This is a genomic window from Pseudomonas sp. A (assembly GCF_056270345.1).
On record NZ_CM149873.1, the window covers coordinates 1,307,040 to 1,328,267 of the forward strand.

21 protein-coding genes are annotated in these 21,228 nt (G+C 64.9%); 16 read left to right on the plus strand and 5 right to left on the minus strand.

The features are described from left to right. The first annotated feature begins 8 nt into the window (after window positions 1-8). Together AC0MAZ_RS05895 and AC0MAZ_RS05900 are read left to right on the plus strand one after the other, a co-directional pair. Window positions 9-842: a DMT family transporter gene (locus AC0MAZ_RS05895; RefSeq protein WP_232856283.1), complete on the plus strand. Its 834-nt coding sequence runs from the start codon at window positions 9-11 to the stop codon at window positions 840-842. A 30-nt stretch (window positions 843-872) separates the two neighbouring features. Then, window positions 873-1,259, plus strand: a complete 387-nt coding sequence (locus AC0MAZ_RS05900; protein WP_110734763.1) for an MAPEG family protein — start codon at window positions 873-875, stop codon at window positions 1,257-1,259. 139 nt (window positions 1,260-1,398) lie between these two features. On the opposite strand, the gene mltA is transcribed toward AC0MAZ_RS05900, so the two are convergent. After that, window positions 1,399-2,550, minus strand: a complete 1,152-nt coding sequence (mltA, locus tag AC0MAZ_RS05905) for a murein transglycosylase A (protein WP_254464077.1) — start codon at window positions 2,548-2,550, stop codon at window positions 1,399-1,401. 119 nt (window positions 2,551-2,669) lie between these two features. On the opposite strand from mltA, the gene AC0MAZ_RS05910 reads away from it, so the two are divergent. After that, window positions 2,670-3,116 carry a c-type cytochrome gene (locus AC0MAZ_RS05910; RefSeq protein ID WP_232856285.1) on the plus strand — a complete coding sequence of 149 codons (447 nt, stop codon included), beginning with the start codon at window positions 2,670-2,672 and terminating at the stop codon, window positions 3,114-3,116. 140 nt (window positions 3,117-3,256) lie between these two features. On the opposite strand, the gene AC0MAZ_RS05915 is transcribed toward AC0MAZ_RS05910, so the two are convergent. From AC0MAZ_RS05915 to AC0MAZ_RS05930, 4 genes are all read right to left on the minus strand, one after another. Beyond that, window positions 3,257-3,652 carry a DUF1090 domain-containing protein gene (locus AC0MAZ_RS05915; RefSeq protein WP_203648267.1) on the minus strand — a complete coding sequence of 132 codons (396 nt, stop codon included), beginning with the start codon at window positions 3,650-3,652 and terminating at the stop codon, window positions 3,257-3,259. Between the two features lie 59 nt (window positions 3,653-3,711). Further along, on the minus strand, window positions 3,712-5,370 hold the full coding sequence (gene ligB, locus AC0MAZ_RS05920) for an NAD-dependent DNA ligase LigB (RefSeq protein WP_475860602.1): 1,659 nt from the start codon (window positions 5,368-5,370) through the stop codon (window positions 3,712-3,714). A 145-nt stretch (window positions 5,371-5,515) separates the two neighbouring features. Further along, window positions 5,516-6,706 carry a methionine adenosyltransferase gene (metK, locus tag AC0MAZ_RS05925; protein WP_186715851.1) on the minus strand — a complete coding sequence of 397 codons (1,191 nt, stop codon included), beginning with the start codon at window positions 6,704-6,706 and terminating at the stop codon, window positions 5,516-5,518. A gap of 19 nt (window positions 6,707-6,725) precedes the next feature. Then, on the minus strand, window positions 6,726-7,718 hold the full coding sequence (locus AC0MAZ_RS05930; RefSeq protein WP_203648263.1) for an ArsR/SmtB family transcription factor: 993 nt from the start codon (window positions 7,716-7,718) through the stop codon (window positions 6,726-6,728). Window positions 7,719-8,044: 326 nt separating this feature from the next. On the opposite strand from AC0MAZ_RS05930, the gene tkt reads away from it, so the two are divergent. From tkt to AC0MAZ_RS05995, 13 genes are all read left to right on the plus strand, one after another. Further along, window positions 8,045-10,042, plus strand: coding sequence for a transketolase (gene tkt, locus AC0MAZ_RS05935; RefSeq protein WP_234562766.1), 1,998 nt, complete (start codon window positions 8,045-8,047; stop codon window positions 10,040-10,042). A 150-nt stretch (window positions 10,043-10,192) separates the two neighbouring features. Then, window positions 10,193-11,254 (plus strand): erythrose-4-phosphate dehydrogenase, encoded by a 1,062-nt coding sequence (gene epd / locus AC0MAZ_RS05940; RefSeq protein ID WP_110734779.1) that lies wholly within the window; start codon window positions 10,193-10,195, stop codon window positions 11,252-11,254. Between the two features lie 12 nt (window positions 11,255-11,266). Next, complete coding sequence (locus AC0MAZ_RS05945) at window positions 11,267-12,430, plus strand: phosphoglycerate kinase (RefSeq protein WP_203648251.1); 1,164 nt, start codon at window positions 11,267-11,269, stop codon at window positions 12,428-12,430. Window positions 12,431-12,462: 32 nt separating this feature from the next. Beyond that, entirely contained in the window at window positions 12,463-12,681 is a 219-nt protein-coding gene (locus AC0MAZ_RS05950; RefSeq protein ID WP_203648248.1) for a hypothetical protein, read from the plus strand. 160 nt (window positions 12,682-12,841) lie between these two features. Next, a complete protein-coding gene (locus AC0MAZ_RS05955) occupies window positions 12,842-13,171 on the plus strand; it encodes an MliC family protein (RefSeq protein WP_110734782.1) in 330 nt (109 codons plus the stop codon). 100 nt (window positions 13,172-13,271) lie between these two features. After that, window positions 13,272-14,336, plus strand: coding sequence for a class II fructose-bisphosphate aldolase (fba, locus tag AC0MAZ_RS05960; RefSeq protein ID WP_232856288.1), 1,065 nt, complete (start codon window positions 13,272-13,274; stop codon window positions 14,334-14,336). Window positions 14,337-14,542: 206 nt separating this feature from the next. Further along, window positions 14,543-16,660, plus strand: coding sequence for a putative bifunctional diguanylate cyclase/phosphodiesterase (locus tag AC0MAZ_RS05965; RefSeq protein WP_475860607.1), 2,118 nt, complete (start codon window positions 14,543-14,545; stop codon window positions 16,658-16,660). A 38-nt stretch (window positions 16,661-16,698) separates the two neighbouring features. Further along, a complete protein-coding gene (locus AC0MAZ_RS05970; RefSeq protein ID WP_475860609.1) occupies window positions 16,699-17,199 on the plus strand; it encodes a M48 metallopeptidase family protein in 501 nt (166 codons plus the stop codon). Between the two features lie 14 nt (window positions 17,200-17,213). Then, on the plus strand, window positions 17,214-17,516 hold the full coding sequence (locus tag AC0MAZ_RS05975) for a winged helix-turn-helix domain-containing protein (protein WP_028688318.1): 303 nt from the start codon (window positions 17,214-17,216) through the stop codon (window positions 17,514-17,516). Window positions 17,517-17,671: 155 nt separating this feature from the next. After that, the gene (locus AC0MAZ_RS05980; RefSeq protein ID WP_203648242.1) at window positions 17,672-18,301 is read left to right on the plus strand and encodes a helix-turn-helix transcriptional regulator; all 630 of its coding nucleotides are present in this window, start codon (window positions 17,672-17,674) and stop codon (window positions 18,299-18,301) included. A gap of 98 nt (window positions 18,302-18,399) precedes the next feature. Next, on the plus strand, window positions 18,400-19,377 hold the full coding sequence (locus AC0MAZ_RS05985) for a threonine/serine dehydratase (RefSeq protein WP_475860612.1): 978 nt from the start codon (window positions 18,400-18,402) through the stop codon (window positions 19,375-19,377). Then, entirely contained in the window at window positions 19,374-20,321 is a 948-nt protein-coding gene (locus tag AC0MAZ_RS05990) for an ornithine cyclodeaminase family protein (RefSeq protein WP_234562761.1), read from the plus strand. Before AC0MAZ_RS05985 ends, AC0MAZ_RS05990 begins: the two co-directional genes overlap by 4 nt. A 150-nt stretch (window positions 20,322-20,471) precedes the next feature. Continuing rightward, window positions 20,472-21,209, plus strand: a complete 738-nt coding sequence (locus tag AC0MAZ_RS05995) for a substrate-binding periplasmic protein (RefSeq protein WP_232856292.1) — start codon at window positions 20,472-20,474, stop codon at window positions 21,207-21,209. Window positions 21,210-21,228: the final 19 nt, after the last annotated feature.

A 21,228-nucleotide genomic window follows, 5' to 3' on the forward strand; every position in this document is an offset into this window, starting at 1 on the left:
AATCCCGCGTGTTGGCAACCTCCCTGGTACTGGTCGCAGCCCTGCTCCACGCGACCTGGAACACCCTGATCAAATTCAGCGCCGAACGCCTGCTGGTGATCGCCAGCATGGACCTTGTGGCACTGGTCTTCGCCGTTCTGGCGGTGGCGTTCGTCGAGTTTCCCCCTGCCAGCATCTGGCCCTGGCTGCTGGCTTCGGCGCTTGCCGAACAGCTGTATCGCTACCTGTTGATAAAAGCCTACAAAGTGGGCGACCTGGGCCTGGTCTATCCGCTGATGCGTGGCCTGTCGCCGTTGGTGGTCCTGGGCTTGACCCTGGCTTTCGCCGGCGAGTCGCTCAGCCAGCAGCAGATCATCGGCATCCTCCTGATCCCCTGCGGTATGGCCTGCCTGCTGTGGCAGGGTGGTGGCGGTGATCGCCTGCCCTGGTCGATGCTGCCGGTGGTGGCGCTGATTGGCCTGTGCATCGGTTGCTACACCTGGTTCGATGGCCAAGCTGTTCGCCTGTGGGGCAAGCCCATGGACTACCTGGTATGGCTGACCCTGCTCAGTGCCTGGCCGTTCCCGCTGCTGGCCGGCGTTGCCCGCGGGCCGCAATTCGCGCTGTTCTGGCGCACCCAGTGGCGGTTGGGGTTGGCGGTGGGGCTGTGCGTGCTGCTGAGCTACGCTCTGGTGCTGTGGGCCATGCACCTGGGGTCGGTCGCCGAGGCGGCGGCGCTGCGTGAGCTGAGCGTGATCCTCGTGGTGCTGCTGGGCATGCGCTACCTCAAAGAACCTTTTGGCGGGCCGAGACTCCTAGCTTGTGGGCTGGTCCTGGCTGGCATGCTGGTGATGAAGCTCTGACCGATCCTCTGTGAACAAGGAGTCCTGTAGATGACCGTTGCCCTGTGGTGCATTCTCGTCGCGCTGGTCCTGCCACCGCTGTGTGCATTGATCGCCAAACTCAGCAGCGGGTATTTTGGCCTGCGTGCCAATCACGACCCGCGTGCGTTTCTGGACAAGCTCGAAGGGCTGCCACGGCGTGCCCATGCTGCCCAATTGAATGGCTACGAGGCGTTTCCCGCGTTTGCCGCGGCGGTTCTGGTGGCCGACATCGTCGGCAATGCCGAGCAGGTGACCCAGGATGTGCTTGGGGTGGTGTACATCACCAGCCGCTTGCTTTACATCATCTGCTATCTGGCCGACTGGGCAGTGTTGCGCTCGCTGGTGTGGTTCGTCGGGATGGCGCTGATCGTGGCGTTCTTCGTGGTGTCCATCTGACTTGAGAAAATCTGCCGGTCTGCGCTGATTGTTGTAGGAGCGGCCTTGTGCCGCGAAAGGCCCGCGAAGCGGGCCCTGCGATGTCTGTAGCGCGCCCCTTTCGCGGCACAAGGCCGCTCCTACAGGGCGCATGCAGCCATCAAGGAACCTTTGGTACTTCTGGCAAAGGCTGCCCCTTGGGCCACAGCATCCAGATCTGCCCTTGCTGCTTCATGTTCCCCGCCAGCTCGCCGGCTTCGGGGCCGGTGCCCCAGAACAGGTCCGCGCGCACTTCGCCGGTGATGGCGCCGCCGGTGTCCTGGGCGCCGACCGGGCGTACCACCGGGCTGCCGTCCGGGCGGGTGGTGGACAGCCAGAGCAGGCTGCCCAGGGGGATTACCTTGCGGTCGATCGCCACGCTGTAGCCCGCGGTGAGCGGCACGTTGAGCGAGCCGCGCGGCCCCTCGTTGCTGTCCGGGCGGGTGCTGAAGAACACGTAGCTTGGGTTGCTGGCCAGCAGCTCGGGCACGCGCTGCGGGTTGGCCTGGGCCCAGGCGTGGATGCTGCCCATGGTCACCTCTTCCTTCGGCAACTGCCCCTGCTCAACCAGCCAGCGGCCGATCGGCCGGTACGGGTGGCCGTTCTGGTCGGCGTAGCCCAGGCGCAACTGGCGGCCGTTCTCCAGCTGGATACGGCCCGAGCCCTGTATCTGCAGGAACTGCAGGTCCATCGGGTCGGTCAGCCAGGCCAGTACCGGCGCCTTGGCGCCGTCGCGGTTGATCACCTCGGCGGTGTCGTAGGGCTTGAGCACCCGCCCGTCGAGGCGCCCGCGCAGGCGTTTGCCCTTTAGCTCGGGGTACACGCCGGCCAGGTCGACCACGATCATGTCCTCGGGCACGCCATACACCGGGACCTGCGCTCTGTCGGTGCGGGCCAGGCTGCCGGGGTAGACCGGCTCGTAATAGCCGGTGATCAGGCCGTTGGCGCTGTTCTGCGCCGAACGCAGGCCATAGACCTGTAGATTCTGTTCGAGGAAGGTGCGCACCTGGGCGGCATTGGCCGTGGCCGAGCCCGCTGCTTCGCAGGTGGCGGCCCACACCGGGTCGCGCCTGAGCTTCTCGCAACCGCTGCGCCAGGCGTAGAAGCCGGCCAGCAGGTCGTCGTCGCTGACCTGGGGCAGGTCCTTGAAGTTGGCGGGCACGTAGGTGGCGATGGCGTGGGGTTCGGGCTTGGCGCTTTCGCCGCCGTTGCAGCCGGCCAGGAGCGCCAGGGCAGGCAGTGCCCAGGCGAGATGGCGCAATGCAGATTTCATGTTGTCGGTCCTGTGTGGGGCAAAGCGTGAAGATTCGCCCCTGTTTTCTGTGTGGCTATTGGTCTTTGCCCGCGAGGCGGTGATACTGGCCGCCCGTTTTCCTGGCCGAAGAGACCGTGATGTTCAAGCGATTGACCGTAGTACTGCTTGCCGCCCTTGCCCTGAGTGCCTGTGACGGCGTTGATCCCAACTCGCCGCTGGGCCAGCGCAAGGCGATCTTCAAGCAGATGCTCAAGACCAGCGAAGACATGGGGGGCATGCTGCGCGGGCGCTTGCCCTTCGACGGCGTGAAGTTCGCCGATGGCGCGGCGAAGCTGGACAGCCTGGCCCACGCGCCGTGGCAGCACTTCCCGCAGGTGCGCGATGAGGGTGACAGCAGCGCGCGGGCCGAGGTCTGGCAGCGCCAGGCGCGGTTCCAGGACCTGGCCCGGCAACTGGAGGGCGTCACTGGCGAACTGGTCGCGGTGACCCGTGCCCAGCCGCTGGACGTGGCGCAGGTGAAGGCGCCGATGGACAAGGTCGAGGCGGCGTGCAAGGCCTGTCATAGCGAGTTTCGCAATCACTGAGCGAGTGGGCCGTTGTGGGTGCGGGCTCGTGGGAGCGGGCTTGCCCCACGATGGCGCCGGATCGGCCAGTGACGTTGCCTGGGCTGACGTCATCGCGGGGCAAGCCCGCTCCCACGGTTCGTACACATAAGACCGGTCGACTAGCGTTCGAGCTCGTCCACGGCCTCCTGCAGCTCCTTCTTCGCCTCGGCCAGCTTGTCCTTGCGCTTGTTGATCTTCTCCGCGTCGCCCTTCTTCATGGCCTTGTCCAGGTCCTTGGTGCGCTGGTTCACTTCATGGCGAGCGTCGAGCACCTTCTGCTCGCGCTCCTTGCGCAGGCCGGCATCGGTGCAGTGTTCGGTGACTTCGCTCAAGGCTTTTTCCAGCCCCGCCTGCTGGTCGCTGTTGCCATGGGCGCGGGCTTGTTCGATCTGTTCGCTGATGGCCTGGCGCTTGGCCGCGCAACCGGTCAGGCCCGGCTGCTCTGCGGCGGCCAGCAGCGGGCTGGCGGCGAAACCGAGCAGGGTAGACAGGGCGAGGGACGAAAGCAGTTTCATCGAGGGCTCCATTCGAGGCTGGGCAGCAGAAAACGAAATGCTGCCCTGATCCGCGCAAATTAGAAACCCTCGATTGCATGGGTGCGCAGGTTTCGGGCCAGCTCCTGAACCCGCTCGTGGGCGAAAAAAGCCTGCAATTGCTCTGCTCGACCAGGTCCGACGCCAGGTTCGGCAAGCCATTGCTCGATGTTTCTGGATGCCAGTGTGTGCCAGTCGGGGCCCATTTGCAGGCTGGACGGTGCGGGTACGCCGAGGCCTCGCAGCCAGCGTTTGAACGGCTGCTGGCGGGCCTGAGAGAAAGCAGTCTGCAATTGCCTGGCCCGTGCCTGGGCGATCCCGGGTACCTCGAGCAGCTGTTTCTGATCGAGGTTCAGCCAATCGGTCAACTGCACGATATGGCCACTTTCGACAAGACGTTTCCAGGTTTCGGTCCCCAGGCCCGGCAGGTCCAGTCCCTGCTTGCCGCCCAGCCAGGCCAGGCGGGCAAGGAACTGCTGCTGGCAGCCATCGTCGACCTGCCAGCAACTGAAGGCGTTATAAACAGACGGATCCGGAGCCTGAACCTCGGGACGCCGGGCGGCGCGATGCACCACGCTTTCCAGGCGTGGGATGGTCATGCCGGCCAGGCTGACCGCGATCTGGTCACCGGGCCGGACGTCCAGCTGCCTCCAGCGCGCCAGCGAGCCAAGGCTGAGCTGGCTGATCCGGCGATCGTCCAGGGTCAGCGGCTGCAACAGCAGCAAGGGTGTGATGCGCCCGGTACGGCCGATTCGGAACTGCACCTCCCTGACCTGCGCCAGCGCCTGGGCGAACGGGTATTTCCAGGCAGCGATCCAGTAGGGCGCCTGGGCGCGCCAGCGCTGTGCTGCGGGGCGCAGGATCACGCCGTCGCTGGCGAAGGGCAGGGGCGAGCGGTACCAGTGCTGACGCCAGCGCGCAACCTCGGCGACATCCTCGATGGCCACGCTCAAGCGTTGACTGTTCGGAAAACCAAGCGCTGTCAGCTGCGCCAGGCGTTCGGCCTGGTTGTCCGGGCCGTGCGGCCAGTCCCAGACGAACAGCCCGATGCCCGCGCCTTGTTCCTCGGTCATCCGCTTGCGTGCCAGCAGCCCGGCGACGGAGCTGCGGGCGTTGGCGCTGCCTGCTTCTGCTTGCACGTGGTGGTCCAGGCGCCAGTACAGCTCACCCTGGAACACACTGTCCAAAGGTTGGGAAAGTTGCCGCACGATACCGCTCAGCGCCGGGATGTGCCGGCTCCAGTCGTGCCCTAGTGTGCCGTCGCCACGGCTGAGCAGGCCTGTCAGTTGGCCCTGGCGGTAGATCAGTGACACCGCGACGCCGTCGACCTTCGGCTGCATCCAGATGTCGCGTTTGCCCAGCAGCCAGCGGGCTACGGCCTGCTCGTCGGCAAGCTTGTCGACACCGGTGTGGGGGATCGGATGGGGGATAGTGCCGCGGGCGCTCGCCAGCGGAGCGTCGTCGTGGGAAAGACCAAAGCAGGCTTGAAGCTCCAGCAGGTGCTGGCGGCTTTGATCGTAGAGTTCGTCGGCCACCAGGGCGATACCCTGGCGATGGTACTGGTCGTCCCAGTGGGCGAGGGTAGCGCGCAGCCGGGCGACCTCGGCCTCGGCCTGCGCCGAGTCCCAGGCCGGGCACACACTCGCCAGGACAACGGGGTGGTGCAACAGCAGCGCTATGACTATCAGCAGTAATGGCATGGCCGGCATCCTTGCAAGGCGGGAAGGAGTTCTCAGCCTAGGCGGGTGACGGCGTGGGCGACGGTGGGCATTTGTCAGCCCATATGTCACAAAAAAGCCCCTGCCGATCACTCGGCAGGGGCTTTCCGGTACTGCTGTAGGAGGCTTACAGGCCAGCGGCGTCGCGCAGGGCGGCGGCGCGGTCGGTGCGCTCCCAGGTGAAGGTGGTGAAGGTGTCGTCGCCGACGGTCTTCTGCTGCGGCGTACGGCCGAAGTGACCGTAGGCGGCGGTTTCCTGGTACATCGGATGCAGCAGGTCGAGCATGGTGGTGATGGCGTACGGACGCAGATCGAAGCACTCGCGCACCAGCTGCACGATCTTGTCGTCGGAGACCTTGCCGGTACCGAAGGTGTTGATCGAGATGGAGGTCGGCTGGGCTACGCCGATGGCATAGGACACCTGGATCTCACAGCGCTCGGCGAGGCCCGCGGCAACGATGTTCTTGGCCACGTAGCGGCCGGCGTAGGCGGCGGAACGGTCGACCTTGGACGGGTCCTTGCCGGAGAACGCGCCACCGCCGTGGCGGGCCATGCCGCCGTAGCTGTCGACGATGATCTTGCGGCCGGTCAGGCCGCAGTCGCCCACCGGGCCACCGATGATGAAGTTGCCGGTCGGGTTGATGTGGTACTGAGTGTCCTTGTGCAGCAGCTCGGCCGGCAGGGTGTGCTTGACGATCAGCTCCATCACCGCTTCCTGCAGGTCTTTCTGCGAAACCTCAGGGTTGTGCTGGGTCGACAGCACCACGGCATCGATACCGACTACCTTGCCGTTTTCGTAGCGGCAGGTGACCTGCGACTTGGCGTCCGGGCGCAGCCATGGCAGCAGCTTGGACTTGCGCGCTTCGGCCTGGCGCTCGACCAGGCGGTGCGAGAAGCAGATCGGCGCCGGCATCAGCACGTCGGTCTCGTTGCTGGCGTAGCCGAACATCAGGCCCTGATCGCCGGCACCCTGGTCTTCAGGGCGCGAGCGATCGACACCCTGGGCGATATCCACCGACTGCTTGCCGATGATGTTCATCACGGCGCAGGTGGCACCGTCGAAGCCGACGTCGGAGCTGTTGTAGCCGATGTCGATGATCACTTTACGCACCAGCTCTTCCAGGTCGACCCAGGCCGAGGTGGTGACTTCACCGGCGATGATGGCGACACCAGTCTTGACCAGGGTCTCGCAGGCCACGCGGGCGTACTTGTCCTGGGCGATGATGGCGTCCAGCACCGCGTCGGAGATCTGGTCGGCGATCTTGTCCGGATGCCCTTCGGACACGGACTCGGAAGTGAAAAGGGAGTATTCGCTCATCTCGATGGGTTCCTGAAATTTACCGATGTTGTATGTCGCCAGTGGTCCGCTGGAAGTGCCGGACCTGGATCTGGAAACCGTTACGCAAGCCCACGTAGAGGCTGTCCCCGGGGGCCAGCCCTGCCGCGTTGGCCCAACGGGCCAGGTCGTCCTGCTCGAAGCCAAGCCACAGGTCGCCGCAGGCTTCGCGGGCCCACCCCTGGTCATGGCTGCACAGCTCGGTGACCAGCAGGCTGCCGCCCGCCTTCACCCGTCTGGCCAGCAGGCGCAGGGCCTGGGCCGGGTCGCTGAAATGGTGCAGGACCATGTTCAGCACAACGCAGTCGGCTTCCACATCCGTTGCACCCAGTGCATCGGCCAACTGCAGGTTTACGTTACTCAATTCGTTGCGCTCGCAGACCTGGCGGGCCAGCTCGAGCATGGTCGGGCTGTTGTCCATGGCCGTGACCTGCTCGAAGCGCCTGGCCAGGTCGGGCAGGAAACCGCCGTCGCCGGGGCCGACCTCCAGGGCGCTGGCGCCCGCGTCGAAGCTCAGCTTGTCGAGCAGTGCCAGCAGGCTTTCGCGGTACTGCGGCAGGCCGGCGATCAGGTCCTGCTGGGCGCGGAACTTCTCTTCCACGCGCAGGAAAAAATCCTGGCTGGTGGCGGCGCGACGCTGCTGGACCTGGGCGATGCGAGCCTGCACTGCTTGAGGCAGGGCGAGGTCGTCGACCTCCTCGAGCAGCGCCGAATGCAGGCGGCCGCCCAGGCGCTGGCTGTCGGGCAGGGCGCGGCGGTAGAAGATCGCGTTGCCTTCGCGGCGGGTCGCCACCAGCTCGGCCTGGGCCAGCACCTTCAGGTGATGGCTCATGCCCGACTGACCGATGTCGAAGATCTGCGCCAGCTCCAGCACGCCGAACGAATCATTGGCCAATGCGCGCAGCACGTTCAGGCGCAGGGGGTCGCCGCCGGCCTTGCACAGGGCGGCCAGCTCGTCGCTGCGTTGTGGGGTGATGGGCGCATTGAGGTTCATGGGGCGGGAGTCTAGACAGGCATCGTTACCCTAGCAAGACCAATATCAAAAAGTTTTGATATTGGTCGATGGGCGGAGGATCGGTTCGCCTGTGCGGGCCTCTTCGCGGGTAAACCCGCTCCCACAGAGATCGCGCAGACCTGTGGGAGCGGGTTTACCCGCGAAGAAGTCGACGGCAATCCCGCTGTTTTCACCCAAATTGCCGAACAAACACAGGAAAAAAACCCGACTGCGACCATACGTCATTGCCCCCGGCCCCCCCTGTGGGCGAAAATGGCCGCCTTTTTTCGCTTCACCACCTATTTCAAGCCCCAGGAGACTCAGCGATGCCCAGCCGTCGTGAACGTGCCAACGCCATTCGTGCCCTCAGCATGGATGCCGTGCAAAAGGCCAACAGCGGCCACCCAGGTGCCCCCATGGGTATGGCGGATATCGCCGAAGTGCTTTGGCGCGACTACCTGAAGCACAACCCGAGCAACCCAAGCTTCGCCGACCGCGACCGCTTCGTGCTGTCCAACGGCCACGGCTCGATGCTGATCTACTCGCTGCTGCACCTGACCGGCTACGACGTCACCATCGACGACCTCAAGGCCTTCCGCCAGCTGCACAGCCGCACCCCGGGCCACCCGGAGTTCGGTTACACCCCGGGCGTCGAGACCACCACCGGCCCACTGGGCCAGGGCCTGGCCAACGCCGTGGGCTTCGCCCTGGCGGAAAAAGTGCTGGGTGCCCAGTTCAACCGTGAAGGCCACAACATCGTCGACCACAACACCTACGTGTTCCTCGGCGACGGCTGCATGATGGAAGGCATCTCCCATGAAGTCGCCTCGCTGGCCGGCACCCTGGGCCTGAACAAGCTGGTCGCCTTCTACGACGACAACGGCATCTCCATCGACGGCGAAGTCCACGGCTGGTTTACCGACAACACCCCGGCGCGCTTCGAAGCCTACAACTGGCTGGTGATCCGCAACGTCAACGGCCACGACGCCGACGAGATCAAGACCGCCATCGAGACCGCGCGCAAGAGCGACCGTCCGACCCTGATCTGCTGCAAGACCATCATCGGCTTCGGCTCGCCGAACAAGCAGGGCAAGGAAGACTGCCACGGCGCACCGCTGGGCAACGACGAAATCGCCCTGGCCCGCAAGGAACTGAACTGGAACCACGGCCCGTTCGAAATCCCGGCCGACATCAAGGCCGAGTGGGATGCCAAGGAAGCTGGCGCCAAGGTCGAAGCCGAGTGGAACCAGCGCTTCGACGCCTACGCCAAGGCCTATCCTGAGCTGGCTGCCGAGTTCAAGCGCCGCGCCGCCGGCGACCTGCCGGCCGACTTCTCCGAGAAGGCCCAGGCCTACATCAACGAAGTTGCTGCAAAGGGCGAGACCATCGCCAGCCGTAAGGCCAGCCAGAACACCCTGAACGCTTTCGGTCCGCTGCTGCCCGAGTTCCTTGGCGGCTCCGCCGACCTCGCCGGCTCCAACCTGACCCTGTGGAAAGGCTGCAAGGGCGTCGAAGCTAACGATGCCAGCGGCAACTACGTGTTCTACGGCGTGCGCGAGTTCGGCATGACCGCCATCATGAACGGCGTCGCCCTGCACGGCGGCCTGGTGCCTTACGGCGCCACCTTCCTGATGTTCATGGAATACGCCCGCAACGCCGTACGCATGTCGGCGCTGATGAAGCAGCGCGTGATCCACGTCTACACCCACGACTCCATCGGCCTGGGCGAAGACGGTCCGACCCACCAGCCAATCGAGCAGCTGACCAGCCTGCGCAGCACGCCGAACCTGGACACCTGGCGTCCGGCCGATGCGGTGGAATCCGCCGTGTCCTGGAAAGCCGCCCTGGAGCGCAAGGACGGCCCGTCGGCGCTGATCTTCTCGCGCCAGAACCTGCAGCACCAGACCCGCGACGCCCAGCAGATCGCCGATATCGCCCGTGGCGGTTACGTGCTCAAGGACTGCGCCGGCGAGCCTGAGCTGATCCTGATCGCCACCGGCTCCGAAGTGGGCCTGGCCGTTCAAGCCTTCGACAAGCTGACCGCGGACGGCCGCAAGGTCCGCGTCGTGTCGATGCCGAGCACCAGCGTGTTCGACGCCCAGGACGCAGCCTACAAGCAGTCGGTACTGCCGCTGCAAGTCGGTGCGCGTATCGCCATCGAAGCCGCTCACGCCGACTTCTGGTACAAGTACGTCGGCCTCGAAGGCCGCGTGATCGGCATGACCACCTACGGCGAGTCGGCCCCGGCCAGCGCGCTGTTCGAGGAGTTCGGCTTCACCCTGGACAACATCCTGGGCACCGCCGAAGAGCTGCTGGAAGACTGATACAGGTAAGGCGAGGGCCTTTGGCCCTCGTTCGCGGCACAAGGCCGCTCCTACAGGGCATTGCGCACGCCGTTTCCTGTAGGAGCGGCCTTGTGCCGCGAATGGGCCGCGCAGCGGCCCCGTTCAACCGCCGGAGTTCAAGAGCTACCTATGCCCCACCCGCGTCCCTACAAAGTTGCACTCAACGGTTACGGCCGCATCGGCCGCTGTGTCCTGCGCGCACTGTTCGAGCGGGGGGCGAAGGCCGGTTTCGAGATCGTCGCGCTGAACGACCTGGCCGACCAGGCCAGCCTGGAATACCTGACGCGCTTCGACTCCACCCACGGGCGTTTCCCCGGCGAGGTGAAGGTCGACGGCGACTGTCTGCATATCAATGGCGACTGCGTGAAAGTACTGCGCAGCGCCACCCCGGAAGGCATCGACTGGGCCGCCCTGGACATCGACCTGGTGCTGGAATGCTCCGGTGCCTACCACACCCGTGCCGACGGCCAGCGCTTCCTCGATGCCGGCGCGCCGCGGGTGCTGTTTTCCCAGCCCATGGCCAGCGAGGCGGATATCGACGCCACGGTGGTCTACGGCGTCAACCAGGATTGCCTGACCGGCAGCGAGCTGCTGGTGTCCAACGCCTCCTGCACCACCAACTGCGGCGTGCCGCTGTTGCGCGTGCTGGACCAGGCTTTTGGCATCGAGTACGTGCAGATCACCACCATCCACTCGGCGATGAACGACCAGCCGGTGATCGACGCCTACCACCACGAAGACCTGCGCCGCACCCGTTCGGCGTTCCAGTCGGTGATTCCGGTGTCCACGGGCCTGGCCCGGGGTATCGAACGCCTGCTGCCGGAACTTGCCGGGCGAATCCAGGCCAAAGCGGTACGCGTGCCGACCGTAAACGTCTCGTGCCTGGACATCACCCTGCAGACTTCCCGCGATACCACCACCGAGGAAGTCAACCGGGTGCTGCGCGAGGCCGCCCTGGACGGCCCGCTGAAAGGCTTGCTGGCCTACACCGAGCTGCCCCACGCCAGTTGTGATTTCAACCATGACCCGCATTCGGCCATCGTCGATGCCAGCCAGACCCGTGTCTCAGGCCCCCGCCTGGTGAACCTGCTGGCCTGGTTCGACAACGAATGGGGGTTTGCCAACCGTATGCTCGACGTTGCCGAACACTATCTGCACGTCGTACACCCAACCCGCAGCAAACAGCCCTGAAGGACTGCATTCATGACCGTGTTGAAGATGACCGACCTCGACCTGCAAGGTAAGCGCGTACTGATCCGCGAAGACCTCAACGTCCCTGTGAAGGACGGTGTGGTGGCCAGCGACGCGCGTATCCTGGCAGCGCTGCCGACCATCAAGCTGGCCCTGGAGAAGGGCGCGGCGGTGATGGTCTGCTCGCACCTGGGCCGCCCGACCGAAGGCGAGTTCTCTGCCGAGAACAGCCTCAAGCCGGTTGCCGACTACCTGGGCAAGGCCCTGGGCCGCGACGTGCCGCTGGTCGCCGACTACCTCGACGGCGTTCAGGTGCAGGCCGGTGACCTGGTGCTGTTCGAAAACGTGCGCTTCAACAAGGGCGAGAAGAAGAACGCCGACGAACTGGCGCAGAAATACGCCGCCCTGTGCGATGTGTTCGTGATGGACGCCTTCGGCACCGCCCACCGCGCCGAAGGCTCCACCCATGGCGTCGCCAAATTCGCCAAGGTCGCTGCCGCAGGCCCCCTGCTGGCAGCCGAGCTGGATGCCCTGGGCAAGGCCCTGAAGGCACCGGCCAAGCCGATGGCGGCCATCGTTGCAGGCTCCAAGGTCTCCACCAAGCTGGACGTGCTGAACAGCCTGAGCACGGTCTGCGACCAGCTGATCGTCGGTGGCGGCATCGCCAACACATTCCTCGCCGCCGCCGGTCACCCGGTCGGCAAGTCGCTGTACGAGCCTGACCTGGTCGAGACCGCCAAGGCCATCGCCGCCAAGGTCAGCGTACCGCTGCCGGTGGACGTGGTGGTCGCCAAGGAGTTCGCCGAAAGCGCCGAAGCCACCGTCAAGGCGATCGCCGACGTGGCCGCCGACGACATGATCCTGGACATCGGTCCAAAGACCGCCGAGCAGTTCGCCGAGTTGCTGAAGACCTCGAAGACTATCCTGTGGAACGGTCCGGTCGGTGTGTTCGAGTTCGACCAGTTTGGCAACGGCACCAAGGTCCTGGCCAAGGCCATCGCCGACAGCGCCGCGTTCTCCATCGCCGGTGGCGGTGACACCCTGGCGGCCATCGACAAGTATGGCGTGGGTGCCGATATCTCCTACATTTCTACCGGTGGCGGCGCGTTCCTCGAGTTCGTCGAAGGCAAGGTCCTGCCTGCCGTGGCAATCCTGGAAGAGCGGGCCAAGGCCTGAGCGTGAAGGCGCCTGGCAAAGGGAGCGACCTGATGGTCAAGCAATTGCCTGTGATGATCGTGGCCTTGTTGCTGGGCGCCTGCGCCGGCAACAAGGGCAGCGAAGCCGATCCGGCGCAGCCGCCCAAGGGCGGTTGCTACCAGTCCCAGTGGCAGGCGGAGACGGCACCGGTGATCAACAAGCGCCTGGGGCCGGACGGCCTGGAAAAGTACGACGACGAACACCAGCGCAAGGCCGTGGGCTGCCCTTGATCGGGTGGCTGGCAACCACGCCTGGGTTTTGTGGTCTTGGAAGAGGGGCTGCTGCGCAGCCCTTCGCGGGTAAACCCGCTCCCACAGGGAATGCACTGACCTTGTGGGAGCGGGTTTACCCGCGAAGGGCCGCGCAGCGGACCCATGACGAGGTTTTAGGATGAAAGCGCTTCTGGCCGCATTGGCCCTGGCGACCCTGGCAGGCTGCTCGCTGTTGCAGCCTGCCAAACCCGCCCCGGCGGATAACTGGACCCGCTGGGTCTGCGACAGCCAGGCCGAAGTGCTGTGGCGATTCGCCGACGCGCAGCAGGACGCGGTCGATGTCCGTCTCGGCGGTGGCGACCAGGTCCATCGGCTCAAGGCCGAGCCGGGTGCCTCCGGCGCGCTGTACAGCGATGGCATGCTGGCCTTCCACACCAAAGGTGAAGAAGGCCTGGTGTACTGGGTGGCGACCAACGATCTGATTGGGCGGGGCTGCAAGGCACCGTGACTGGCCGGGCCACGTAGATGGCCCACACTACTTGAACAGCAACCGCCCCTGCGGCAGGCTTGCATGAAACAAACGACGCTTGTCGGGAGAGAGATACACAATGGCACTCATTAGCATGCGCCAGATGCTGGACCACGCCGCCGAGTTCGGCTACGGCGTTCCGGCTTTCAACGTCAACAACCTCGAGCAGATGCGCGCGATCATGGAAGCCGCCGACGCCACCGACTCTCCGGTCATCGTCCAGGCCTCGGCCGGCGCCCGCAAGTACGCTGGTGCCCCGTTCCTGCGCCACCTGATCCTGGCCGCCATCGAAGAGTTCCCGCACATCCCGGTGTGCATGCACCAGGACCATGGCACCAGCCCTGACGTGTGCCAGCGCTCGATCCAGCTGGGCTTCAGCTCGGTGATGATGGACGGCTCGCTGAAGGAAGACGGCAAGACCCCGTCCGACTATGACTACAACGTCCGCGTCACCCAGCAGACCGTGGCGTTCGCCCACGCCTGCGGCGTGTCGGTGGAAGGTGAGCTGGGCTGCCTGGGCAGCCTGGAAACCGGCCAGGCCGGCGAGGAAGATGGCGTTGGCGCCGAAGGCATCCTGGACCACAGCCAGATGCTGACCGACCCGGAAGAAGCCGCCGACTTCGTCAAGAAGACCCAGGTCGATGCCCTGGCCATCGCCATCGGCACCAGCCACGGCGCCTACAAGTTCACCAAGCCGCCAACCGGTGACATCCTGGCGATCGATCGCATCAAGGAAATCCACAAGCGCATCCCCAACACCCACCTGGTGATGCACGGTTCCTCCTCGGTGCCGCAAGAGTGGCTGGCGATCATCAATCAGTACGGTGGCGACATCAAAGAAACCTACGGCGTGCCGGTCGAAGAAATCGTCGAAGGCATCAAGTACGGCGTGCGCAAGGTCAACATCGACACCGACCTGCGCTTGGCCTCGACCGGTGCCATGCGTCGTCTGATGGCGACCAACCCAAGCGAGTTCGACCCACGCAAGTTCTTCGGTGAAACCGTCAAGGCCATGCGCGACGTGTGCATCGCTCGCTACGAAGCCTTCGGCACCGCCGGCAATGCCTCCAAGATCAAGCCGATCTCCCTGGAAGGCATGTTCCAGCGTTACGCCAAAGGCGAACTGGCGGCCAAGATCAACTGATCCAGCGCCGTTCAACGAAGGAGCCCGCAGCGATGCGGGCTTTTTTGTGCCCGTACGTCGCCTGCCCGCCGCTTATACCGTTAGTCGGCTAACATCGGTTCAGATGGCTTATGGCCATCTGCCTGCATTGCGTCTTCGGGTGCCGAGTCTAGAGTAACAATCGGATCCAATCACAAGTCGAAGTTGGACTTACCAAGAGAAGCAGCATGGATGGCGCTTATTCACAATCACCGGAAAGCAGCTCGGTGCTGCTGGTCGTAGACGACTACCCGGAAAACCTCATCAGCATGCGGGCCCTGTTGTCCCGCCAGGATTGGCAGGTATTGACTGCCAGTTCAGGGATGGAAGCCCTGAGCACCCTGCTCGCACACGAAGTCGACCTGGTCCTGCTCGACGTGCAGATGCCCGAGATGGACGGCTTCGAGGTGGCCCGCCTGATGCGCGGCAGCCAACGCACGCGGCTGACCCCGATCATCTTCCTCACCGCCAACGAACAGTCCGATGCCGCGGTGCTCAAAGGCTATGCCAGCGGCGCGGTGGACTACCTGTTCAAACCCTTCGACCCACAGATTCTCAAGCCCAAGGTCCAGGCCCTGCTGGAGCAGCAGCGCAACCGGCGCATGCTGCAGCGTCTGACCCGCGAACTGGAGTCGGCGCGGGCCTTCAACGCCTCGATCCTGGAGAACGCCGCCGAGGGTATCCTGGTGGTGGACGAGGCGGGCTGCATCGGCTTCGCCAACCCGGCCATCTCGCGCCTGCTCGATGCCCCGGTGAACAAGCTGCAGGGCGCGCACATGCTCGACCTGATCCAGCTACCCTGCGCCAACCTGTGGCATGAGTCGGACTTCTACCAGGCCTACCTGGGCCGGCAGATCTTCCGCGTGCACGATGCCCAGTTGCGCACCCTCGGTGGCCAGCTGGTGCCGGTGGCGCTGTCCTGCGCGCCGCTGCCCGCCGAGCAGAAGGCCATGGTGGTGACGGTGCTGGACATGTCGGTGGTGCGCAGCCTGCATCAGCAGCTCGAGTACCAGGCGGTCACCGACCCGTTGACCGGATTGCTCAACCGTCGTGGCTTCTACCAGGCCGCCGAGAGCGCGCTGCTGCGCAACGAGCGCTCGGACAAGGCCAAGGCCTTGATGTACATGGACCTGGACGGCTTCAAGCGGATCAACGACCTGCTTGGCCACGAGGCCGGTGACAAGGTCCTGCGCTGGGTGGCCGATCAGCTCAAGGAGTGCCTGGGCAGCGAGGCGCTACTGGCCAGGATGGGTGGCGACGAGTTCACCGCGCTGTTCGATGGCCTGCCGTACCCCGAGCAAGCCGGGCGCTATGCCGAGAAGCTGCTGGAGCGGATGTCGAGCTTCCAGCAGGTGGACGGCCTTGAGGTCAACCTGGGGGTGAGTATCGGCATCGCCACCTACCCTGACTGCGGCGCCAACGTGGAAGGCCTGCTGCGGGCAGCCGATGCCGCGATGTATGCGGCCAAGCAGGCCGGCCGCCAGCAGTACCGCTTCTACGACCAGGAGCTCAATGGCCGCGCCCGCTCGCGGCTGATGCTCGAGGACAGCGTGCGCACGGCCATCGAGCAGAACGACTTCAGCCTGGTCTACCAGCCCCAGGTGGCGTTCGCCGATGGCCGGCTGCGCGGCTTCGAGGCGCTGTTACGGTGGAAGCACCCGAGTGTCGGCGATGTGCCGCCCGGGCTGTTCATTCCCTTGTTGGAAGAGGCGCGCCTGATCAACCGCCTGGCCAGCTGGATCTATCGCAAGGGCGCCGCGCAACGCAATGCCTGGAGTGATCGATTCGGTTCGCAGCTGGTGCTGGGCATCAGCCTGAGCCGCGCCCAGTTCACCATGCCCGGGTTGGTCGATGAACTGGCCCAGGTGATCGACAAGCACCAGCTGCAGCCCGCCCAGTTGGAGGTGGAGGTGGCCGAGACGTCGCTGATGTACAACATCGACGCGGCGGTGAAGCAGGTGCACCGCCTGCGTGAGCTGGGCATACGCGTGGCGCTGGACGACTTCGGCGCCGGTGACTGCTCGTTGCGCATGCTGCGCGACCTGCCCATCGACACCCTCAAACTTGACCGCCACCTGGTTGCGCGACTGCCGGACTCGGCGGCGGACATCGCCCTGGTGCGCAGCGTCATCGGCCTGTGCGCGGCCTATGACATCACGGTGATTGCCGAGGGCGTGGAGACCCAGGCCCAGGCCGAATGGCTCAAGGATGCCGGCTGCGCCTACGTGCAGGGGTTCCTGGTCGCCCGTCCGCTGACCGCCAGCGATGCCGGCAACTTCCCGGTGGTTTTCCCATGGGCGTCGTGATTGGCTAAACTCGCGTCTTCCCGTTCCGAACGCCTGCCATGACCGCCTTACGCTACCTGCAAGCCTATCCGCCGCACCTGCAGGAACAGGTGCGCCAGATGATCGCCAGCGATCGCCTGGGCGACTACCTGCGCCAGCGCTACCCCGAGCGTCATGACGTGCAGAGCGACAAGGCGCTGTACGGCTATGCCCAGGAAATCAAGCAGCAGTACCTGCGCACCGCGCCGCCGCTGGACAAGGTGCTGTTCGACAACCGCCTGGACCTCACCCACCGTGCATTGGGCCTGAACACGGCGGTGTCGCGGGTGCAGGGCGGCAAGCTCAAGGCCAAGAAGGAAATCCGCGTCGCCTCGTTGTTCCGCGAGGCAGCGCCGCAGTTTTTGCGCATGATCGTGGTGCATGAGCTGGCGCACCTGAGGGAGCGCGATCACAACAAGGCGTTCTACCAGCTCTGCCAGCACATGGAGCCGGACTACCATCAACTTGAATTCGACCTGCGCGTCTACCTGACCTATCGGGAACTGCCGGGCAATACCTGAGGGACAAGCACCCCATGACCACGGAAGTGAGCAAGACCCGCAGCAGCTTCTACCGCCGCCTCTACGTGGCCTGGCTGATCGACAGCCAGACCGCCACCAGCGTGCCGGCGCTGATGGAAGCGACCGGCATGCCCCGGCGCACGGCGCAGGATACCATCGCCGCCCTGGCCGACCTGGATATCGTCTGCGAGTTCGAGCAGCAGGCCGGGGCGCGCAACCATGCCGGGCACTACCGTATCCGCGACTGGGGAGCGATCGACAAGCAGTGGATCATCCAGCACCTGCGCCAGCTGCGCGAAGTGCTGGGTTATCCCTGACAGGCCATGTCCTCTGTGGGAGCGGCTTTAGCCGCGAAACAGACACCGCGCTGTATGGCACGGGCTGCGCCCGTGTTCGCGGGCAAGCCCGCTCCCACAGGGACTGCGCAAGTTTTCAGGTTTTGAGCAATACACCCAATTTTCAGGATGTTCCGATGTCTGCCAAGGCCACCAATACACGCTTCAGCAACTACGCCGCCATGGCCGATGGTGTCGCGACCCTGTTGTTCCCCCATGCCGAAGTGGTGGTCCACGACCTGCGCAGCCAGACGGTCGTGCATATCGCCAACAATATTTCCAGACGGCAGTTGGGCGACGACTCGGCGCTGGAGGATCTGCCGGGCGAGCTCAGCGCCACGACGCCGCTGGGGCCCTACGAGAAGCTCAACTGGAACGGTCAGAAAGTGCGTTCGATCAGCAGCGTCATGGTCGATGAGTCAGGGGCTGCCGAGGCGCTGCTGTGCATCAACTTCAACATCTCGGTGCTGGAGCAGGCCAAGCAGGCACTGGACCTGTTCTTCCAGGCCAGCCGCTTGCTGCCCCAACCAGACGTGCTGTTCCGTGATGACTGGCAGGAGCGCATCAACACCTTCCTGCATGCCTGGCTCAGGCAGCATGGCTTGAGCCTCGACGGGCTCAGCCGGGAGCAGAAACGCGAGCTGGTCGAGGCCCTGCACGGGGAAGGTGCCTTCCGCGGCGGCGGTACGTTCGACTACGTGGCCAATATCCTCGGCATGGGCAGGGCGACGGTCTACAAGTATGTGAAGCTCGCTCGGGAGGCCTAGTTTCCAGGCTTGTGCTTGGTGGAAAAATATTCTACGGTGGATTTTTATTCCATTGTGCGTCGGCGCCTGCCTGTCGCTTTCCGAGGAGATTCCGCCCCATGCCTATCGACGATCTGGCGCTCGAGCAGCTGTACCAGTCCATTCTCCAGGCTCATCAGGCCCTGCGCCCGCAGGTGCCGGTCACCCCGCTTGCGCGCAGCCTGGCGCTCTCGGCCATGACTGGCTGCGACGTTCACCTCAAGTGCGAACACCTCCAGCAGACCGGTTCGTTCAAGTTCCGCGGCGCCAGCAACAAGCTGCGCCTGCTGGGCAAGGCGCAACGCAGCAGGGGGGTTATTGCAGCTTCCTCGGGCAATCATGGGCAAGGGCTTGCCCTGGCCGGTCAGCTGCTGGATGTGCCGGTGACGGTGTATGTCAGCGATGAAGCCTCGCCGGCCAAGATCGAGGCGATGCGTCTGCTGGGGGCGCAGGTGCAGGTCCTGGAGGTCGATTCGCTGGGGGCGGAGCAACTGGCTCGTGAGGAGGCTGGGTGTCAGAACAAGCCGTTCGTCTCACCTTACAACGATCTGGAGGTCATCGCCGGGCAGGGGACCATCGGCATGGAACTGTTCAAGCAGGCGCCGGACCTGGACGCGGTGTTCGTCGCGGTGGGCGGCGGCGGGATGGTCTCCGGCATCGCCACCGCACTGCACAAGCTGGCGCCGTCGGTGCAGATCATCGGCTGCTGGCCGGCCAACGCGCCGACCCTGCAACGCTCCATCGAGCAAGGCCGGATCATCGAGATGGATGAACTGCCGACCCTGTCCGACGGCACCGCCGGTGGCGTGGAGCCGGACGCGCTCACCTTGCCCATTTGCCAGCGCCTGCTGACGCGCACTGTGCTGGTCAGCGAGGACGAGATCAGGCAGGCCATGCGTGATGCCGCTGCTTGCGAGCGCTGGATCATCGAAGGCGCTGCCGCCGTCGCGCTGGCAGGCATGAAGCAGCTGGCCGGGCACTACCAGGGCAAGAAGGTGGCGGTGGTGTTGTGCGGGCGCAACATCCAGCTGGAGAAATACCTGGAGGCCCTCGCATGAAGATCCACGACCTTCAGGCGATCAAGGCCTGCCTCGACCTTGACGCGATCGAGCGGCGGCTGGTGGACGGTTTCAAGGCCTACAGTGCGGGCCAGGTGCAGGCCCCGCCGGTGCAGACTTTCCAGTTCCCCCAGGCCAATGGTGATTGCTGTATCAAGTCGGCGTATCTCGAAGGCGGCGAAACCTTCGTGGTCAAGGTCTCCAGTGGTTTCTACGACAATCCGGGTAAAGGCCTGCCCAGCAATGACGGCTTGATGCTGGTGCTGTCGGCCCGCACCGGTGAACCGTTGGCCTGGCTGGCCGACCAGGGTTGGCTGACCGCCGTGCGCACAGCCTTGGCCGGGCGCATTGTTGCCCGCCTGCTGGCGCCTCGCGAGGTCGAGGCCATCGGCATGCTTGGCACCGGTCTGCAGGCCCGCCTGCAACTGGAGTACCTGATGCCGCTGACGAACTGCCGCCAGGTGGTTGTCTGGGGGCGCAGTGCGCAGGGCCTGTCGGACTACCGTGAGCATGCCCGGGCGCTGGGCTTCAGCGTGCAGACGGTCGGGCAGCCGCAGGCTGTCGCGCAGGCGGCCAACCTGATCGTCACCACTACCCCGTCACGTGAGCCGTTGCTCAGGCGCGAGTGGGTTCGTCCCGGTACCCATATCACGGCGGTCGGCGCGGACTGCATCGGCAAGCAGGAGCTGGATGCGGCGCTGGTCGCTTCGATGTCGCGAATCATCGTCGACTCGCAGGCCCAGTGCGGTGCCTATGGCGAGGTTTCCCACGCGCTCAAGGCGGGGTTGTTCGAACCTTCGCGCCTGCTGGAGCTGGGCGCGGTGCTGGCCGGCCAGGGAACGGGGCGTCAGGATCAGCACGAGGTCACCTTGGCCGACCTGACCGGTGTCGCGGTGCAGGATACGCAGATTGCCCAGTGGGTCTTCGAACGCCTGCGCGGTTGAACGATGAAATTATCCACAGTCCGGCCAAAATAGAGGCAATTTGACAGTATTGTCGCGTGCTACAACGATCAGCCTTGTGTAGGCTCCCAGAACAGTAGTCGTTAAGATCGCCGTTACCGCGTGGGTTACCAATTGCGAAAGGACTTGAGCATGCGGCCACTGCTTTGCGTTCTTGGTTTACTCGGGCTGTTGTGCGTGGGGCCTGCCCTGGCCCATGGCAAGTTGCGGCTGGTGGCCGACAGCTGGCCGCCTTTTACCGACACCAGCATGCCCGGTGGCGGACTGGCCACCAGTATCGTCACCACGGCGCTGACCCGCGCCGGCTATGCCACCGAGTTTGAAGAGGTGCCCTGGGCCAGGGCGCTGATGGGCGTGGGCGAGGGGCGCTACGATGTGCTGATCAACGCCTGGTACAACGATGAGCGTACCTTGATCGGCCAGTTCTCCGACGCCTACCTGGTCAACCGCATCCGCCTGCTCAAGCGCGAGGGTGAAGCGTTCGCCTATGCGCGCCAGTCCGATCTGTATCCCTACACCATCGCCGTGGTGCGCGATTACGCCTATTCCCCCGAATTCGACAGCGACGAGCGCCTGAACAAGGTACTGGTGCGCAACTTCTCGTCCGCCGTGCGCATGCTGGCGGCCGGCAGGGTCAACCTGGCGGTGGAGGACGAGTACGTGGCGCGCTACAACCTGCAGCGCGAGCCGCAGCCGGTGCGGGAGGGGGTAGCGTTCGTCGACCCGCCGCTGAGCGAGAACAGTCTGCACATCCTCGTCAGCCTCAAGCACCCCGAGCACCAGAAGATCGTCGCCCGCTTCGAGAAGGCCATCGCCACGATGAAGGCCGACGGCAGCTACGACCGGTTGCTGCGCCAGCATGGGTTCTGATCTTGTACCTGTGTTGATG

Coding starts and splice junctions, on each gene's coding strand:
- AC0MAZ_RS05900 (WP_110734763.1), top strand. CDS start 873: ATGACCGTTGCCCTGTGGTGCATTCTCGTCGCGCTGGTCCTGCCACCG.
- mltA (WP_254464077.1), bottom strand. CDS start 2,550: ATGAAATCTGCATTGCGCCATCTCGCCTGGGCACTGCCTGCCCTGGCG.
- AC0MAZ_RS05910 (WP_232856285.1), top strand. CDS start 2,670: ATGTTCAAGCGATTGACCGTAGTACTGCTTGCCGCCCTTGCCCTGAGT.
- AC0MAZ_RS05915 (WP_203648267.1), bottom strand. CDS start 3,652: ATGAAACTGCTTTCGTCCCTCGCCCTGTCTACCCTGCTCGGTTTCGCC.
- ligB (WP_475860602.1), bottom strand. CDS start 5,370: ATGCCATTACTGCTGATAGTCATAGCGCTGCTGTTGCACCACCCCGTT.
- metK (WP_186715851.1), bottom strand. CDS start 6,706: ATGAGCGAATACTCCCTTTTCACTTCCGAGTCCGTGTCCGAAGGGCAT.
- AC0MAZ_RS05930 (WP_203648263.1), bottom strand. CDS start 7,718: ATGAACCTCAATGCGCCCATCACCCCACAACGCAGCGACGAGCTGGCC.
- tkt (WP_234562766.1), top strand. CDS start 8,045: ATGCCCAGCCGTCGTGAACGTGCCAACGCCATTCGTGCCCTCAGCATG.
- epd (WP_110734779.1), top strand. CDS start 10,193: ATGCCCCACCCGCGTCCCTACAAAGTTGCACTCAACGGTTACGGCCGC.
- AC0MAZ_RS05945 (WP_203648251.1), top strand. CDS start 11,267: ATGACCGTGTTGAAGATGACCGACCTCGACCTGCAAGGTAAGCGCGTA.
- AC0MAZ_RS05950 (WP_203648248.1), top strand. CDS start 12,463: ATGGTCAAGCAATTGCCTGTGATGATCGTGGCCTTGTTGCTGGGCGCC.
- AC0MAZ_RS05955 (WP_110734782.1), top strand. CDS start 12,842: ATGAAAGCGCTTCTGGCCGCATTGGCCCTGGCGACCCTGGCAGGCTGC.
- fba (WP_232856288.1), top strand. CDS start 13,272: ATGGCACTCATTAGCATGCGCCAGATGCTGGACCACGCCGCCGAGTTC.
- AC0MAZ_RS05965 (WP_475860607.1), top strand. CDS start 14,543: ATGGATGGCGCTTATTCACAATCACCGGAAAGCAGCTCGGTGCTGCTG.
- AC0MAZ_RS05970 (WP_475860609.1), top strand. CDS start 16,699: ATGACCGCCTTACGCTACCTGCAAGCCTATCCGCCGCACCTGCAGGAA.
- AC0MAZ_RS05975 (WP_028688318.1), top strand. CDS start 17,214: ATGACCACGGAAGTGAGCAAGACCCGCAGCAGCTTCTACCGCCGCCTC.
- AC0MAZ_RS05980 (WP_203648242.1), top strand. CDS start 17,672: ATGTCTGCCAAGGCCACCAATACACGCTTCAGCAACTACGCCGCCATG.
- AC0MAZ_RS05985 (WP_475860612.1), top strand. CDS start 18,400: ATGCCTATCGACGATCTGGCGCTCGAGCAGCTGTACCAGTCCATTCTC.
- AC0MAZ_RS05990 (WP_234562761.1), top strand. CDS start 19,374: ATGAAGATCCACGACCTTCAGGCGATCAAGGCCTGCCTCGACCTTGAC.
- AC0MAZ_RS05995 (WP_232856292.1), top strand. CDS start 20,472: ATGCGGCCACTGCTTTGCGTTCTTGGTTTACTCGGGCTGTTGTGCGTG.